The 15,819-nt window shown below is 56.5% G+C and carries 10 protein-coding genes and 1 pseudogene; 3 read left to right on the top strand and 8 right to left on the bottom strand.

Annotated elements, in window-relative coordinates:
• Positions 1 to 59: 59 nt before the first annotated feature.
• The gene (locus NKJ88_RS29140) at positions 60 to 5,648 is read right to left on the bottom strand and encodes a DUF3320 domain-containing protein (RefSeq protein ID WP_352446502.1); all 5,589 of its coding nucleotides are present in this window, start codon (positions 5,646 to 5,648) and stop codon (positions 60 to 62) included.
• 537 nt (positions 5,649 to 6,185) lie between these two features.
• Here NKJ88_RS29140 and NKJ88_RS29135 point away from each other — a divergent pair.
• Complete coding sequence (locus NKJ88_RS29135) at positions 6,186 to 7,013, top strand: thermonuclease family protein (protein WP_352446500.1); 828 nt, start codon at positions 6,186 to 6,188, stop codon at positions 7,011 to 7,013.
• A 33-nt stretch (positions 7,014 to 7,046) separates the two neighbouring features.
• On the opposite strand, the gene NKJ88_RS29130 is transcribed toward NKJ88_RS29135, so the two are convergent.
• The 6 genes and pseudogenes from NKJ88_RS29130 to NKJ88_RS29105 form a co-directional block, all read right to left on the bottom strand.
• Complete coding sequence (locus tag NKJ88_RS29130) at positions 7,047 to 8,201, bottom strand: DUF4236 domain-containing protein (RefSeq protein ID WP_352446498.1); 1,155 nt, start codon at positions 8,199 to 8,201, stop codon at positions 7,047 to 7,049.
• A gap of 59 nt (positions 8,202 to 8,260) precedes the next feature.
• The gene (locus NKJ88_RS29125; RefSeq protein WP_352446496.1) at positions 8,261 to 9,301 is read right to left on the bottom strand and encodes an OmpA family protein; all 1,041 of its coding nucleotides are present in this window, start codon (positions 9,299 to 9,301) and stop codon (positions 8,261 to 8,263) included.
• On the bottom strand, positions 9,298 to 10,611 hold the full coding sequence (locus tag NKJ88_RS29120; protein ID WP_023806328.1) for a methyl-accepting chemotaxis protein: 1,314 nt from the start codon (positions 10,609 to 10,611) through the stop codon (positions 9,298 to 9,300). The genes NKJ88_RS29125 and NKJ88_RS29120 overlap by 4 nt, the downstream gene beginning before the upstream one ends.
• Positions 10,611 to 11,429, bottom strand: a complete 819-nt coding sequence (locus tag NKJ88_RS29115; protein ID WP_031206212.1) for a hypothetical protein — start codon at positions 11,427 to 11,429, stop codon at positions 10,611 to 10,613. The genes NKJ88_RS29120 and NKJ88_RS29115 overlap by 1 nt, the downstream gene beginning before the upstream one ends.
• Positions 11,422 to 12,855 (bottom strand): hypothetical protein, encoded by a 1,434-nt coding sequence (locus NKJ88_RS29110; protein ID WP_352446534.1) that lies wholly within the window; start codon positions 12,853 to 12,855, stop codon positions 11,422 to 11,424. Before NKJ88_RS29110 ends, NKJ88_RS29115 begins: the two co-directional genes overlap by 8 nt.
• 293 nt (positions 12,856 to 13,148) lie before the next feature.
• Positions 13,149 to 13,608, bottom strand: a pseudogene (locus tag NKJ88_RS29105) (IS1595 family transposase); the annotation flags it as partial.
• 90 nt (positions 13,609 to 13,698) lie between these two features.
• On the opposite strand from NKJ88_RS29105, the gene NKJ88_RS29100 reads away from it, so the two are divergent.
• Positions 13,699 to 13,902 (top strand): DUF6471 domain-containing protein, encoded by a 204-nt coding sequence (locus NKJ88_RS29100; protein WP_352446494.1) that lies wholly within the window; start codon positions 13,699 to 13,701, stop codon positions 13,900 to 13,902.
• A gap of 749 nt (positions 13,903 to 14,651) precedes the next feature.
• Positions 14,652 to 14,894: a hypothetical protein gene (locus tag NKJ88_RS29095; RefSeq protein ID WP_023806332.1), complete on the top strand. Its 243-nt coding sequence runs from the start codon at positions 14,652 to 14,654 to the stop codon at positions 14,892 to 14,894.
• A gap of 269 nt (positions 14,895 to 15,163) precedes the next feature.
• Here NKJ88_RS29095 and NKJ88_RS29090 read toward each other — a convergent pair whose 3' ends face one another.
• Positions 15,164 to 15,661, bottom strand: coding sequence for a hypothetical protein (locus tag NKJ88_RS29090; protein ID WP_031196803.1), 498 nt, complete (start codon positions 15,659 to 15,661; stop codon positions 15,164 to 15,166).
• Positions 15,662 to 15,819 lie beyond the last annotated feature (158 nt).

Raw genomic sequence — 15,819 nt, 5'->3', positions numbered from 1 at the left:
AGCAAAAGAGGTGTTCCGAGCTTCAACAGAGATTGCAACGAGGGCTCTACAATGCCCGGTCACACTTCAGCTAATGCCTCGCTCGCGGACTCGCCGGCCACCAACAAACCGTCTTGGGGCCGCAGCAAGCCCTTGGCAATCAAATCGGCGACCCCAGCTGAAATCAACTGCCGCAATTGTGCACTTGTGGCTTTGAAGCCCAGCATTCTCGCAACGGTTATTGCGATTTCTTCCTCCGTCGCACCGAGGTTGGATTTCACGACTTCCATGGCGCCTTGGGCGACTTCGTCCTGCGCAATCATTTCGGGCTTGCGCAATCCAGCGGACACGACGCCGCTGCGATCCCTGAGACGAACAGGAGCACCTGGCTTGAAGCAGAAGCTGCCTCGACGGGCTACTGCACCACCTCTCTGCGCTAGGCCTACCCCTCGCTCGATTGCATCCTGAATCCTGCCACCGGCCCGCTGCAGACCCCACGCGCCCCGAATACGCGAAACTATTTCGTCGACATGGATTGGTGTTTCTATAGCCACCACCTGCTCGACCAGTCCGGCCATGATTCCGCTGGGGGTCTCGTGGAGTTCGAACGATCCCGGTCGGTTTAGTTCGGCCTCTTCGTAGGCTCGATTGGGTATCTCGGATCCCTTTGTGCTTTCGAGACCGATTTCCGTCACGTTGCCTCTGTCGACCGTAACAACCTGCACGGCTACAGCACGATTTCTCTGGACCCCCAATTCGGCCCGCTCATCGAGCTCTTTTCTCGCAGCCTCAATCGCTAATATGGTTCGCTCCAGCTGCTCGCGTGGCCTCTGAAACCAGTCAGCGTTCCAGATGCGATGGATTATCCAACCATGGTCTTCCAGAACAGACTGCCGTAGCCGGTCTCGATCTCGGGCCGAGCGCGATGAATGATATTCTGCGCCATCACATTCGATGCCAAGAATATAGCGGCCTGGCCTCTCCGGATCAGCAACCGCGAGATCGATGAAGAAGCCTGCAATGCCAACCTGAGCATGAACCTGGTAACCCTTTCCGATCAGCGCGTTGGCTACCTGCTCTTCAAAGATTGAATCCATTTCGCGAACCGTGGCCTGGGCAAGCGAAATTCGCCCTGTTCTCGCGTAGTGCAAGAAGAGCTTGAAGGCGAAGATGCCTTTCCCTTTGCCACGCTCCAGGTCGATGTCCTCGTCTGTGATGGACGCGAATACTTCGCAGCTGCGCTTGGCGCGGCTTATGAGGACGTTGAGCCGACGCTCGCCGCCTTCCGCACCAAGAGGGCCGAAACGCATGGCCATGTACCCCTGCGCATTCTTGGCATACCCCACTGAGATCATGATCACGTCGCGCTCATCGCCTTGAACATTTTCAAGGCTCTTGACGAAGAATGGCTCGCTGGGGTGCGCGTGAAAGAACTCCTCCGTATCGGGATTTAGTCGCCGCAGCCCTTCGAGTTCATCCTGGATCGCGCGGCGTTGGCTAACCGAAAATGTTGCAACGCCTAGAGTCTCTCGCGGGTTCACCTTCGCATGACGGATGATCGCTTCGGCTACTGCTCTCGCCTCTACCGGATTGGTTCCTGTGCCACCGGAATCGAAGACCCCCTCTGGCACATGCTGAAACCGCAACCCCATGCCTGCCTCTTGGGTATAGGGGCTTGGCACGATGAAAAGCCGGTTCTCGTAGAACTGGCTGTTCGATACGGCGATCAGAGATTGGTGACGGCTACGGTAGTGCCAGCGGAGCATACGCTGCGGCAAGCCGCGGGCCGTGAACAGGCCGAGGATGCTTTCTATGTCGGCGACCTGCGCGCCCTCACCCTCGTCATCTTCAGACTGCGAGCCTGTCACCTTCGCGAAGAATGTCGTGGGTGGCAGTTGGCGTTCGTCGCCAACAACGACCACCTGATTGGCCCTGGCGATCGAGCCAAGCGCGTCCACAGGCTGTATCTGAGACGCCTCGTCCATCACAAGAAGATCGAAGGACATCCTGCCGGGCGACAGGAATTGGGCCACCGAAAGCGGGCTCATCATGAACACTGGCTTGAGTGCCTGGATGGCAGGCCCTGCCTTCTGCATCAACTGCCGGATAGGCATGTGGCCCCGTCTGCGCGCCATCTCAGAACGAAGCAGTCCGACTGGTCCAGCTCCGCCGTCTCTTGAAGGAATTTTTCGGTGATGAGCCGTCACAACTTCGATGGCACCGGCCTTGATCCTCTGTCGGTCCAGATCGGCGAAGTCACGTACAGCCCTGGAATGCAGTTCCCCGTCGAACCTTGCCAGCTCCGGCTCATCGGTCGCCATCGCTAGAAACATCCGTTCGTAGTAGGCCATATCGAAGACTGATCGCGCCGATCCTGTTGTAATCTGGCCGTCGGCCAGGCCGTCTATCAACTGTCCCAGTCCAGCCTTTCGGGCTGTTTCGGATCGCTCTCCATAGGCAACCCATTTCGAGAGCTGTTCCTGATGATCTAGCCACCCCTCCAGTCGAGAAACAACCTCGACTATCGCGACGTCTGGAAAATCGTCTACTCCAAACAAGGAGGGAGCATCGGCTTTCAAATCCCCTGCAAGCGCCTTCAATTCCCGCGCTGCCGCTTGGGCCGCTTCACGCGCTGAACGCGCCAAGTTTGCGATCTCTTTTCTTTCAGGCAACCGCGCAGCCAAATGCCGGATTGAGCCATTTTCTCTCAGCCAAAGTTCGGCTTGCGCGAGCGCGGCCCAATCGGATCCTCGACCGAGCCACGACGAGCCGAATGCGAACTTGCCAAGGCTTTCCCCGTCCTCGATCTCTTGATCAAGCGCTTGTAGTCTGCCTAGTCGGCGCAGTATCTCCACCCGCTCACTGATCAGATCTGGAACGTGAGTCAGCACCTGTCGTGACGCGTCATCGGCTTGAGCTACAGTGCTTGCCTTCGCTTCCATCAGTTGCAGCGAGGCCCGCTCGGGGGAAGCCACGTCACCTTGCATGGATGACGCAAGGTGGCCTAAATCGTTCCAAAACCCCTCGATAATCGGCTGACCGATGTCGATCACCTTACGAACTCGCACCGCACGCGCGCCCGCTTCAGAGCGCTCCGCCATCCGCCCGGCTATAGTTCGCGGTTCCGAGCCAAGTCCCCTCAGCGTGCGCATCCACTCCACTAACGCCTGGAGTGGTGCCGAAGACGATCTCTCACCGCGCCAATCGGCTCCGAAGGCGGAACCGCCAAAGGCGTCGCCTTCGCGCACTTTTGCTGCGGCCGCTTGGCCCTTCATTAGAATGTCGAGGAGACCCACTATCTCCGCCGCAGGCGCGCTAGGGGCCACCAAAATAGTCCGCACAAGTGCAGTGGCACGACGGTAGTCACCATTCAATGCTTTCAATATTCCCGTGTGCTCGGCGAGCGCTTGCCGCGCCGCGGCCACGTTGGTACTCCACGCGGCATCAACAACTTTGCCCTGAAGCTCGGCTCTAGCAGTCTCTAGCGTTGCTACGCTGTCGGCAAGGTCACCAGCCTGTTCCAGCCCGGAGTCCCAAACTGTGGCTGCGAATGCCTCAGGGCTCGCATCGGGGGCTGCCGCAACTCTCTCGCCGGTCATCACTAACCTGAGGAGTCCTCCAAGCGTGTCCGGTAAAACGGTAGACCCCAGTTCTTGATTTAGCCGCTCAGCTTCTTCTCTTAAGCGTGGGAGCAACACGGTTAGCTGGCGCGCACGAACGAAACCATCTTTCGGAAAGTCTGAAGGAAGCTTAGCAAGCTCTGTCTCGAGACCTTCAATTGGCGTATCGATAGCCGTCGCCACCAACTGCTCCGACAGTTCCTCGGATTTGCGGTTGAAATCTGTTCCTGTCCAGAGAAGCGATGCAATGTCCTTTGGACGCTCATCCCAAACCGGCGAGACTAGCGCCTCGGCAGGAAGTCCAGGTGCGGACGCGAGAAGCTCAGCGCGATCTTCTACCTCGCCGCTGTCGCTGAGGATTTGCGGAGGCTTCGCCTCGATCCGCTCAGCAATATCGGCCAGTTTGGCGTGCAGAGCCTTTGCTTGATCCAGCGACGACGCAATGCGTGGGACGAGCCTCTCAATGGTCGTTGGTAGAACGACATCCAGGCCAACTCCCCGCCATGGGTGGTGGATCGGCAAGCCGATCTCGTTGATCCGCTGAGACACGTCATCGAGAAGTTTGCGACGTTGCGAGACACCGTCATTCGTCCAAGCGGTGGCATCCTCAAGTTCAATGTCAACTGGCTTTTGCCCGTTCTGCCTTAGTCGGGTTAGCTGGCCAAGAACCTGGTATGGAGTGAGTTCGGACGTTCCAAATGGAACATGCATCCTTGTAGCATGTGCATTGAGTTTGTCCCTAGCCTCCAGCAGGCGTTCAGTAAGGGAAGAAGCAAGCTGTCCGCGAGGCGATCCGAGTTGCCAGGTGCGCCGCAACTCCTCCAGCATCATGCGCTTGTTTGCCTTGTTGCTATGGAGCTCAAGGCAGGCGTCCCCCACCCCCGCAGTGTCAAGCCGTCGCTTCACGACCTCAAGTGCGGCCATTTTTTCCGCAACGAACAGCACGGTCTTTCCATCGGCAACGGCCGACCCGATAATGTTTGCAATCGTCTGCGATTTTCCTGTCCCGGGAGGACCTTGGATAACGAGGTCGCGACCCTTTCTTGCATCATGGATCGCCAGCGTCTGAGAACTGTCACTGTCGACGATATGCAACATTTCGGCAGGCGCGATATGCGGATCAATCGCAATGTCGTCCGACATCAGCGGTTCGCGTGTTTCGAAACCATCTGAAAGAAGCGAGCGGATCTTCGGTTGTTCGATAATCTTTGCGCCATCCGGCCAGAGATCCGGATCCAGGTCACGGTACATCAAGAACTTTGCGAACGAGAAGAAGCCGAGCACCATATCATCGGCAAGCACCTGCCAACCCTCTTTGGTCGACACTGCTTCGGCAACGGCATCGAGATAGGCCGAGACGTCGAAGTCGTCTCCTACTTCAAAACGCGGCAGGGCGAGCTTGTGAATGCGGTCGAGATAGAGTTCCAAGGAGAGGTTTGCGGTAAGATCTTCCGTACGAGCTCGCAGCCGAAACTTTTCTCCAGCGGCCCCTCGCTCCAGCCGTACCGGGACCAAAATGAGAGGAGCCTGACGGATGTTTTCTTTGTTGCTCGGGTCAATCCACTTCAGCATGCCAAGGGCCAGAAAGAGGATATTGACGCCCTGCTCTTCCTCAAGTGTGCGGGCATCGTGGTAGAGATCAAGGAGCCGGCGCTGCAGCCCCGTTGGGGTCATCCTCGTCTGAAGCTTGGTGTCAGAATGTCGCGCAGATACCCCTCTATCGTCGAATCCTTCGTCCTCAGGCTGAGCAAGAGCAACGGGGGAATAGTCGATTTCCTCGTCTGGAGGGCTGCTTTCAACCTGGCCTGCCTTCGGCCGATCCGGCTTGCCGGCCAGGAAGGTAAAAGCCTTTCCTTCGCTCACCAGCAATCGATAGATCTCAGACGACCTCTCGTCGACAATATCGATCGTCTTCGCGCTCTTTGAAAACCGTGGCACATTCAAAAGTCGGTTGCGAGCAGAAAGGTCGAGCAATTCCATCCTGGCTCGCTCGAGCTTTTCCTTTAAAGGCAGATCGCTTTGGAAGACCGATTTTTCAACTTCCGACACTCACACCCCCCTGATAGGCTGGACACATAGAGCCTAGACAAGGGCTGTCCGCAACATAAAATGCTGGTTTTTCAACCTCGAATGGCAACCACCAACACTTCAATCGTTTAGTATTGTGAGCACTGCGGCTTGGTGGAAAAATTGCGGATGTTTGTTTAATGTTCCGGACACTTCGCATCCCCACCTTGATCTCGAGGTTCCCTTTCGGACAAAATGCCATCATACGTGTGGACGAGGTGTTGGCAGCTCTGGCATCCGCCTCGCCGGCCACGACCAACTGGCGCACAAGCCGACTTCTTTTTGAATCGGCCTCCTAATTTCATTCCGAGAAAACTTGTAGGCTCCAGCGCGGAAAGATGGTCGTGTTTACGGAAAAGGTAACTACAAGAGTCGTGACTTCGGGCTGATCTGCGAAGGCACCATGGTGTTCAAAGCGCCGAACTACAAGGCAAACCAGCGCCAGCGAAAAAAGCGCCTATGAATGGTGCAGAGGCACGTTACAAATCATGCAGCTTGCGTTTCGCAAAGGATCGGAAATTGAATAACAATCGCTATTCTTATCGTCGCCGCGCGCGACCAAGGCGCGGCGCGGAACCAATCGTCCGCAGACGTTTCTCTCCAGATGTGCGCTTGCCTCTGATCGTGGTGATCGTGGTGGCCTTGGCTGCTTACGCGACCCACTATTTTACAGGCTCGGGTGACCAGTTACGTGGTCTCGATATAGCAAACTCGGCCGGGTCGAGACGGGCGCCGATTGTAGGCATAGCATCGGTGATTGATGGAGACACAATAGAGGTCCACGGGCAGCGCGTCCGCTTCAACGGCATCGATGCACCCGAAAGCCGCCAATACTGCAATGACGCTAGCGCACATCAATACCCCTGCGGGCGCCGGGCGGCCGAAGCATTGGCGAATTTCCTTGCGGCTTCGCAGCCTGTCCAATGCACATTTGTTTCATGGGATCGGTACCGTCGCTTCGTCGGCGATTGTCGGCGCGCGGACGGTGTCAGCATCGCGTCCTGGATGGTCGAACATGGCCAAGCCTTGGACTGGCCCCGCTATAGCCACGGCGCCTATGCGCAACAGCAAACTAATGCTGAAACCGCAAAGGTTGGAATCTGGATTGGGACGTTTGACAACCCTTGGGATTGGCGCGAACAACATGCCGAATCTGCGAGCCCAACCAAAAGCCCCTTTGGGCTTGTCAGCCGTCGCCAAGTAGCACAGAGCTACTCATGCCAACCTCGCCGGTTGTGCACGCAGATTTCTTCTTGCGAAGAAGCACGTTGGTATCTCGCCAACTGCACATGGGGGAGCAAGTTGGATCGAGATAGCGACGGGATTCCGTGCGAAGGCGTTTGCTGACCTGGGCTCACGCTTTGAGCCCATCCCCAACCATCACTCCCTAGTGTGCGCATTTAGCGTTGTGAATTGGCGGTCGGAGCTTCGATGCAATTGCGCGAGTGCCGATAGAGCCTGGCAAAAGGGCTGGCTGACGTTTGTCTTGGAAAATTCCACCAGCTCGTTAAGTCCGGACGGGCTAGAAAACCGCAACGCTTCGTAGCGGCATACAGGGATCTGCCGATTGTCTTTGAAGCGCTTGTCAGGCCCGCCGTTTTTGTTTGGGTGAGCCCAGGTGTAGCTCACGATCTCCGCATCAGATGGAACTTTGCCGGTCTCGATAAAATTACTCGGGGCGAATTGGGTCTGCAGATCGGCATATCCGACTGCGCCGTATCGGTTTCCGTCCTTCACCAGCACTAGGTCAGGCATGAAGAAGAGCACCTGCCGACCCACATGGATTGAAGGAGGAGTAACGTTGCTGCGTACAACCTTCGGCAAGGAGCTTGTAAGTGTCGTGGGCTTTTTGTCGACCAGCATGCTGGCCCCGGCATTTCGCTTCCAAGCAGTCAGATCCTCTATCTTGCCGTCGGCAGCGACATGCCATCTCCCTGCGCAGCCGGTGAGAGTTTCGAACGCGCCGACAAGTCGCCCGTAGGCGGCCTCCGCGTCTTTTTCCAGATCGTAATAGAGCACGCTCACCCGGCGGTAACTGTCAAACCATTTGCCAATGAGCATACCCGGCACAAAGGCACCGATGCCCAGCACCGGTGCGGCACCTCCGAGCTTGGTCCCCGCAAGGAAACCTGCGATCCCGAACAAAACCGCGAGTGCTACGGACAGCCGCGTCTGCGATTGCCTGGCATTGATTTCATCGAGCACATTGGCGAATGTCTCGTCACGCATTTCCACCACATCGCGGGACTCGATTTCTCTCATCACGACGCCATCAGAGACGTATTCCGGGCGCGAGGATTGTGGACGGGGTTGCGGCGCAGATGGGGTCTGAGAGAGCTGGACTACCTTCTTCGCGCTGGCCTTGCCTAAAGTGCCACGATAGTAGAGCCCACCCACGCCGGCGTGGATGTAGTGACCTCTTGGCCCAGTGCCGATGCGGAGGCCCTTCACGCCAACGGAAGCGCCAACCCCACCGGACGAAAAGTTAAAGCGGAATGGTCCCGCACTGATCGATTTTCGAACGTAAAACCCCATAGCCCAATCCCCCCAACTCAACTGCCGTACCGGCTAAGGCGCCAGTCTCTCGTCCCCATTCATGGCTTGGCGCCACCAACCGGCGCCAATTTTGATCGCTGCCTCACCCTAATCTCGATGCGCCTTCGAGCCCGTACATCGCCAATCTGCGCTCCGTCGGTGAGATGATCGCCGGGCAGGATGAGCTGACCACCAGACATCGGCAAAATCGTAAACCCCTTTAATGCGGGCATGTCACTGAGCACACTTGTAACTGAAATCGCGCGGGCCAGCCCAAGACCGGCATTGTCGGCGGGATGGAGTGAGCCGATTTCCACTTTCCCTGACAGGACCGGTTGGAGCCCCTTGTCCATGTTGGAGGATTCGCCCGCCATTGCCTGTTCGTCCGTGTGTCCAATTACCTCAATCACGTCGACACCGTACGAGGTCGCAGTCCCGGCGATGGTCTTCGCAAGATCGCGCAACTTTGTTTTGAAGGCATTCGAAAGCTCTGCGCTTCCGGTATCGAAATTATAGCCACCCAGTTCGCTGAGACTGATGATCGGCGGCCAATCGTGAGGTTTTGCTGCTTGCGTCGGCTCTGCAGCCTCCTTGAGCACATCAGCCAGATCCTGCAGCCCTTTGTCGGTGCCGGCGTAACCAAATTCTCTCAAGACCTTCGCCGCATCTATCATGGCCTTGGTCTGATCAACGCTTATGTCGTTGTCCGCAAGGACTTTCGCGACAGGGGCATTTCGCACGACCTCCTCCAGAGAAATACCTGCTTCCTTGACCGACTTAACAGCATCCTTGGCCAGGACCAGCTCGCGCCATTGTTCGTCGGGAACGGTTCCTCCCCTCGTGGGCTGAAACACCGCTTTTATCTGAGCCAGAAGCCGCTTGTTCTCGGCTTCGAGCCTCTGCACGTTTTCCTTGTTTGATTGAGTGGCTCGCAGTGCCTCATCGGTCTCTTTCTGCTTTTTCGTGATGATAGCACCGGCTGCTAGCAACAGGCAGAACACCAAAAGCAGCATCGTCTCGGCCATGGTCAGGCCCAGTATCAAACCGCGGCCGAAACCCTTGCGCTCGAAGGCGACCGAAGTCCCGCCAGCGTCACTCACCTGCCCCACCAACTGGTTCGCTTAGGCGGTTCCGTTCGTTCGGCGGGAGGCTCGCTTCCCAGAGTTTGGAAAGCGTCTGGTTGGGGCTCACGCTCGACCCGAATTGGTGCGCTCTCGACGGTGTCATTTGCGGCCAGATCTGCCAGTGGCTGTTCAATCGCGATAGGAGCGTTGAGAGGGGGAACAGGCCTCGGCGCGTGAAGGGTTCTTCCTGCCAAGGTTGCGACAAGGTCTCCGGTGTCCTTGCTTTGCTTTTGCACCACTGCGGCAAGCGCCTGGGTCAAGCGTTGTTGCGCTTGGACGCTCTCCGCTGTTTGCTCTGCGGCTGCCACAGCCTTTTCCACACCTGCGGCCACTTTAGCCACAGCATCAACGATGCCCGCCATGCGGGCTTGCTGTTCCTGCGAAGCCGTCTCTGTTTTGACAGCATACTGAGCGACCGCGCTGCCAAGAAGTTTCACCATCGGCGCCAGATCGTTCTTAAGGACCTCATCAGGGACGACAACCTTCTCCAACTTGGTGGCTACGCTTTCGGCCTGTTCACCCAGTCTGCCAACTGAAGAGGACATTGAGCTGTTGGCTTTGTCGAGCAGATCGGCTGCCGCCTCGACGCGCTGTGCGATCGACGAGAACTGACTTTCGATCTGCCCAAAATTGTGGCTCAAAGCATTGCTGAGCTTTCCCGAGGCCTCTTGAACTGGTCTGATCGATTCCATCGCGATTTTATCCAGGGCCGATCTTATGTGCTCTCCGTTCCGCTCCGCTTGAACGGCGATTTCGGCAAAACCCTCCTCCAACATCTGATTGCTTACGCGGCGAAAGTCAGCGAATTCCCTGGTTACACTTTCCATCTCGGCTCTTACACGCCGCGTCATATCCGCGAGTTCGTGCCTGACCGTCCGTTCGATGTCGGCAGGATCGCGGCGCATCTGATTGTAAAAGATCCGCAAAGCAATGCCCGTGATCGTCGACGTCACCGCGATACCAAAGTTCCTCACGATTGTGTCGGTGGATCCTTCGGAACCAAACTGAAACAGCGATACGCCGAGACTCGTCAACGTAAACAGGAAACCCATGTAGTAGAGATTGTCGCCTGTTTGCTCATCGTGGAGCCGTAGCTTGCCGGTGAAGACGGACGCGGCAAGATAGATGAGCATCAGGCACACCGGTGCGCTCGCCGCCATTATAGGGTCTACGCCCGACAGCTTGGCTATTGCGATGAACACGCAGCCACCCAGGGTTAGCGTCGCAAAGACGAAAAGGGGCAGGCTCGGATGTCCTAAGAACGACTCCCCTCGCTTCTTGGCCATTAGTTTAACCCCTCCAACCCTACCAGCTTCTCAAAATCACCATGATGGCTTTGAACCCACCGGGTCCAGAACTCTGCATGTTCGAAAGAGCCAAATGGCTTCTTCGCCCTATCGACGTATAGTATCGTAAACCCGACGCCATCGAGCGATGTCCCGTAAGTCCTGTCAGCCGCGCTATCAAGGTACTTCTGATAATCGAGACCCGAACGATATTGTGAGTACAGCGCCGTATGTTCGATCATATCTGACGCGACTATTATTCGCTTAGCGGTCTTCTCTTTCGCCAAACTGCTATCGAATAGCGACAGTTTGATTTTCTGAATTCCGGCCATGATCGGAGATTGGCTCGCGGATTCTCCATTGGGAATCTGGTCGGGAAGGTTCGTCAAAGGGTCCTCGAACGCATCTTCCCATTTCTTCTGCCGCCGAGACGGATTGTTCGTCCAGCTGTCGACCGTCGAGCCGTCGCCCGGATTGCATCCATCAAACATCACAGTCAGGTCGCCGGGCCTCGCGCCCAGCGTCAATATCTTGAGATAGCCGCCAGGCTCGACGCGCCCAATGGTCTTGCGGAATTCATTCTTCAGATCCGCCATGGTTATCGGCGAAATCGGGTCGGTGGCGTCGATCAAGACCGCTGTCAGGCTCACAGGTCCGTTCAGTGGGCAATTCGTGCTGATGTCGATTTGGTCCTTCCCGGATCTCGACCACATCCAAACAAAACCGGCCAGCATCACAGCCGACAGCATGGCCAATCCGGCTGCTGCGACAATTGTGCCGCCACTGCCTTTCTTTCTTCTGCGACCCCGCCTAGCCATTCACGCTATCCGGATGAAGCTTGTCGAGATCTCGGTACTGTTCGATCCCGCGCTCGCATTCCAGCCCGATGAGCCGCACTTGAGCGTTGAGTTCTTCCTGCGCGTCACGAATTGAGGCGCCCAGGTCCTTCTCGCTCCATTCATCGTCGGACGATATCAGGGGTTTTATGCGCTCAAGTTTGTAGGGTGTGGCAAAATGTTTTGGCGCTGGCTCTGTGCGGGCCTGGAAATTGGCCTCCCTGTACTTTGAGAGAAGCTGGTTGCAGGCTCGCTCCAGCTGGTCTTGATGCTGCACAAAGAGCGTCAGCAGCCTCGACCGATGGTCGATGATCGCTCGATGCTCCCTGCGTCTGCTCCCCAGCCGCTTGACGATGTCCTCCACCTTCTCGTTGTGCTCATCGCGCACCTCTTGCAGAGCCTCGATGAGCTCGCTCTTGCGCTCGATGTAGTCTTCCCGGCGAGCCACCAATCTGTTTTCGACACCCGCATAGCCCGGGTATGGGTCGAGAACGAACCAGCCGTCGATAAACGCAAAGATCGAAAACATGAGACCAATGCCGAACAGAAGCCAGGATTTCACGTCCATAAGGCCAGCCGGATTGGCGAGCATGCTGCGCACGACCTCGACGCCGGCTCCGTCCACAAAGGACCCGCTAACCTCGCGGTAATGCGCAAGCGCTAGGTTTATGGTCAATGCCAAGCCGATATAGGCCACTATCGACAGCGCGCCGATCAACTTCACAAAAAGCGATCTGTGAGTCACCAGGCGTGCACAGAATATTGCGAACAGCAGAGCGGCGCCGATGTTCAAAAACGAGAAAGCGGCGGCTTCGAGGAGCCCGCCAAAGAATCCCTGTTCATTTCCCTTTGCGAGGAAATTTCCGTTCATCGCCGTTTCAATGAGGAACAGGAAGATTAGCAGGGACACTCGGAAAACATGGGCCGCTCCGTGTTGAACCCTCACAGCCCGGACAAGCCCGTGCTTCTGTTTGAACCAGTCGTGTTCTTTCTCCGCATCGTTGAGCGATTTGCGCAATCCGTGAAGTTCGTCCAGGCCCACCGCGATCGAGGCCTTGAAATCGGAAACACTGGCGGCGTTCGCCTGACGGATCAGACCAAACTGCTCTTCAAAGTCGAGGCCAGCCAATCGGCCGGAGAGTAGCTGTAGGCTGTCTTCGAGTGTGTGATGTGCGGCCTTCTTTTCGTCCTCGACCCTCTCGATAACTGTGTGCTCTATATCGTCGAAATTCTTGGCCGTTTTCGGGGGCTGGTTAGCCTCGCCTCGCTGCGTTCCACGACCTTCAAGATCCATTTCGCGATCAATTTTTGCGACATCCAAGCTATTGAACAATTGGGTGCTGGCGCGGAAATCGTGATTTGCCTCTAGTAGAGACTCCCGCAGTTTATTTAGCTTTTCGAATTTTATTCCCACAGCACCGCACCCATTTTTGTACCCCTGCCCGCACAACTGGCTTCTATGCACAGTAGAAGCAAAGGGCAACTGCGTCTTCGCAACTTTGCGGTCCACTGCTCACGAGACGATCGTCTGATGTAAAAATGACAACGATAGCTGCCGTGGCAAGCGGACTTGGGCCAATGAATAGGCCAGGCAGCATACTCTTCTCCGCCGGGCTTTGTGGCGAAGGAACTGAAGATCACGCCAATGAGCTGCTAAAAATCGACTCCAGAGGCGTTCGCGCAGTAGCAGAAGCGCGCGCCCGCGGCGCGCACCACGCCACCAAAGTAAGCGCCGTCAATCTCGACCTCGCCTTCAAGGGTTTCGTTCTTGGTTTCAGCCGACAGGCTTCGCGCAGCTTGTGAGCCAGCACAAAGGCGGTCTTGTACTGCACGTCCAGATCGCGAGAGAACTGGACCGCCGACATGCCCTTCGCGCCGTTAACAAACAGGCAGATCGCGGCGAGCAGATCGACAAACGACAGCTTGCGCCAAGGCGAAGATCGTGCCGCTCGTAACCGAGAACTGCGCCCCCGCAAGCGGCGCACTTGAACTTGCGACGGGTCGGAATGTCGTAATGATCCAGGCACCCGCATTTCCGGCAAACAGGCTCGCCTTGAGTCGAAGCCTTGAACGCGTCGTAAGCCTTTTCCTCGCCACCCTTGTAAATCTCTTTCAGAGAAAGGGAGCGGCTTTCGGCGGAAAGGAGGAAGTGTTGGGCCATTGTCATCATATCCGGTTATATGCGGGGCTTGTATCGCCAAATACAGGGGCCTGTACCACCGACTGTGATGATATTTTTTGAGGCGAGGCTATGGCAGGCAAGGACGACCCGCAGACCGTCGAATACGAGACGAAAGCCAAGAACCTTTTGAAGTCAGAGTTGAAGCGGAAGGGCGTTACCTATGCCCAACTCGCCGAAAAATTGGCGACTATGGACATTCACCAAACCGAGCGTAATTTGAACAACAAAATAAGCCGGGGGGGCTTTAGCGCTGCGTTCTTACTGCAATGCTGAGACGCTATCGGGGCATCCTCATTGCGGCTTTCGGAGTAGTTTTACTCGGGGCGGCTTTACCGCCAGACGAGCGCAAGAGCACTCCAGCCCCAACATTCCGAACAGCATCAAGAGACCATAGGCAACCCTGTTGCGGCGAGTCCTCCGCCAGTCCAACAGGCAAATGAACCCCCAAGTTACACTAACCCATGCCAAGCAGGTCACGATGATCGCAGTTCCGATGTGTGTGCCCAGTGGAAGGCTGCCGACGCTGCCCAACAGTCGGCGAACTGGACCACCATTGGCGCTATCGTGGGTGCTTTCACGCTCGCCGCTGCTATGGCCGCTGCTTACTACGCCAAAGAGGCTGCTAGGCACACCCAGCGCAGCGCCGACATTGCCGAAAAGGCGTTTGCTCGATATCGAGCGCCCGTATTTGTTCGTCACCGCCACCAAACCGTTGGTGGGGGTGACGCACGATTGGGCTGACAAGCCCGACAACAAAAGACCAATTCCGGAAGCGGCATACTCGATCAAGAATTTCGGACGCACTCCTGCCATCATAAACGAGATTCGGGCGAGCCTCCGGCTTTGCAACTTGCCGCCAACTCCGCATTACCATCCCGGAGAAATCAATGACGTTGAACGGGTGCTCGGGGCAGACGATGCTCTTAGCCCTGCAGCTTTTGATCGCGGCGGCCCTATCACAAACAATGTGCTGAATGAGCTTTTCCTGTCCGATACTCACATAGGGGCGGGTTCCCTTCCATATGTATCTGTATGGCGAGATCACTTATACGAGCGTCAACGGGATCACCGACCAATTCGGATTTATCTACCGCTACTCGCCTCCCGGCAATACGTTCCATTTGCAGGACATTCCCGGCTACACCTACCGCCGCCGTGACGTGAAGAAACATAAGCAAAACGATGACTTATCGGCCTTAGACTTGCTCCGAACGCGTAAAAGCGGCCTCGGGCGGTTGCAAGATCGCTACAATGTTTATTTTTGATATCCGCTCGGTAAGGCGCTTTTCGCTTAAGCAACTAGGCGTTCTCACATTTTTTGTTCAAGAACAAGGCGTTACACAACTTGCCTACGAGGCGAAAGCGCCTTAACTGCCAACGTTTACATACGCGAAAGTGCCTAAACATCCTGGCTGCTGCGGATGGAAAAACGCTGACTGTAAAAGCCCGCCAACCTTTCGGCGGGCGGGCTTCCACTGCCGGAACTGGAGAGTGTCATGTCGACAGCCCCGACAGGTCGGAAAGGGGTCGCTGGTTAGCGGCGCGAGATCAGCAGGCAGAACCGGCGCAGGTCACGATCATAGGTGTCTTCGTTGCTAAGCACTTCGACGCAGCGCTTCTTCATCCGAGTGACCTGGGCGTTCGACATATCGCCGACAACGCTAGCCAGATTCGGGTTGCTCGAAGCGGTCGGGTTGCTGGGGTTGGCGGCTGGATTGGTTCCAACGCCGACATTTACGTCGGTACCAACCCCGGTGACGACACCGACATTGGCGCTGCCGGTTCCGATGGAAGCAGTCGCTCCGCCAGTGTCGCCGACGGAGGCTGCGGCATTTGCCCCAGAACCGCCTAGGGACACGCTAGCCGTAGCGCCGCTGTTGCCGCCCACATTAGCGCTGGCGCCTCCGCTGCCGACGGATACCCCGCCGACGCCTCCGACACTAATTCCAGCTGCTGTCGCTGGCATGCAAAGAATTGCGAGAACAGATCCGGCAGTCAGACTGCCCATAAGAATTTCAAAAATTCTTGCCATAGTACGCCTCCTTGTTGCCCTTCAAAGGATGGGACATTTTTGGGCATTTACGGACCCGATAGTGACGCACTAAAGTTTAAAAACAAGCTAACGGCCCGCGAAAGATGCGTCTTGGGTCATTACTTGGTAATTAGCAAGAGTCAGATATAATAAAATTT

Origin of the sequence: Mesorhizobium sp. M0016 (assembly GCF_040324035.1) — a bacterium.
Taxonomy (GTDB): Bacteria; Pseudomonadota; Alphaproteobacteria; order Rhizobiales; family Rhizobiaceae; genus Mesorhizobium.
Note: the sequence above shows the minus strand (reverse complement) of the source record. Positions and strands in the feature narration are given on the sequence as shown.

Coding starts and splice junctions, on each gene's coding strand:
- NKJ88_RS29115 (WP_031206212.1), bottom strand. CDS start 11,429: ATGGCTAGGCGGGGTCGCAGAAGAAAGAAAGGCAGTGGCGGCACAATT.
- NKJ88_RS29100 (WP_352446494.1), top strand. CDS start 13,699: ATGGCAGGCAAGGACGACCCGCAGACCGTCGAATACGAGACGAAAGCC.
- NKJ88_RS29130 (WP_352446498.1), bottom strand. CDS start 8,201: ATGGGGTTTTACGTTCGAAAATCGATCAGTGCGGGACCATTCCGCTTT.
- NKJ88_RS29095 (WP_023806332.1), top strand. CDS start 14,652: ATGTATCTGTATGGCGAGATCACTTATACGAGCGTCAACGGGATCACC.
- NKJ88_RS29120 (WP_023806328.1), bottom strand. CDS start 10,611: ATGGCCAAGAAGCGAGGGGAGTCGTTCTTAGGACATCCGAGCCTGCCC.
- NKJ88_RS29090 (WP_031196803.1), bottom strand. CDS start 15,661: ATGGCAAGAATTTTTGAAATTCTTATGGGCAGTCTGACTGCCGGATCT.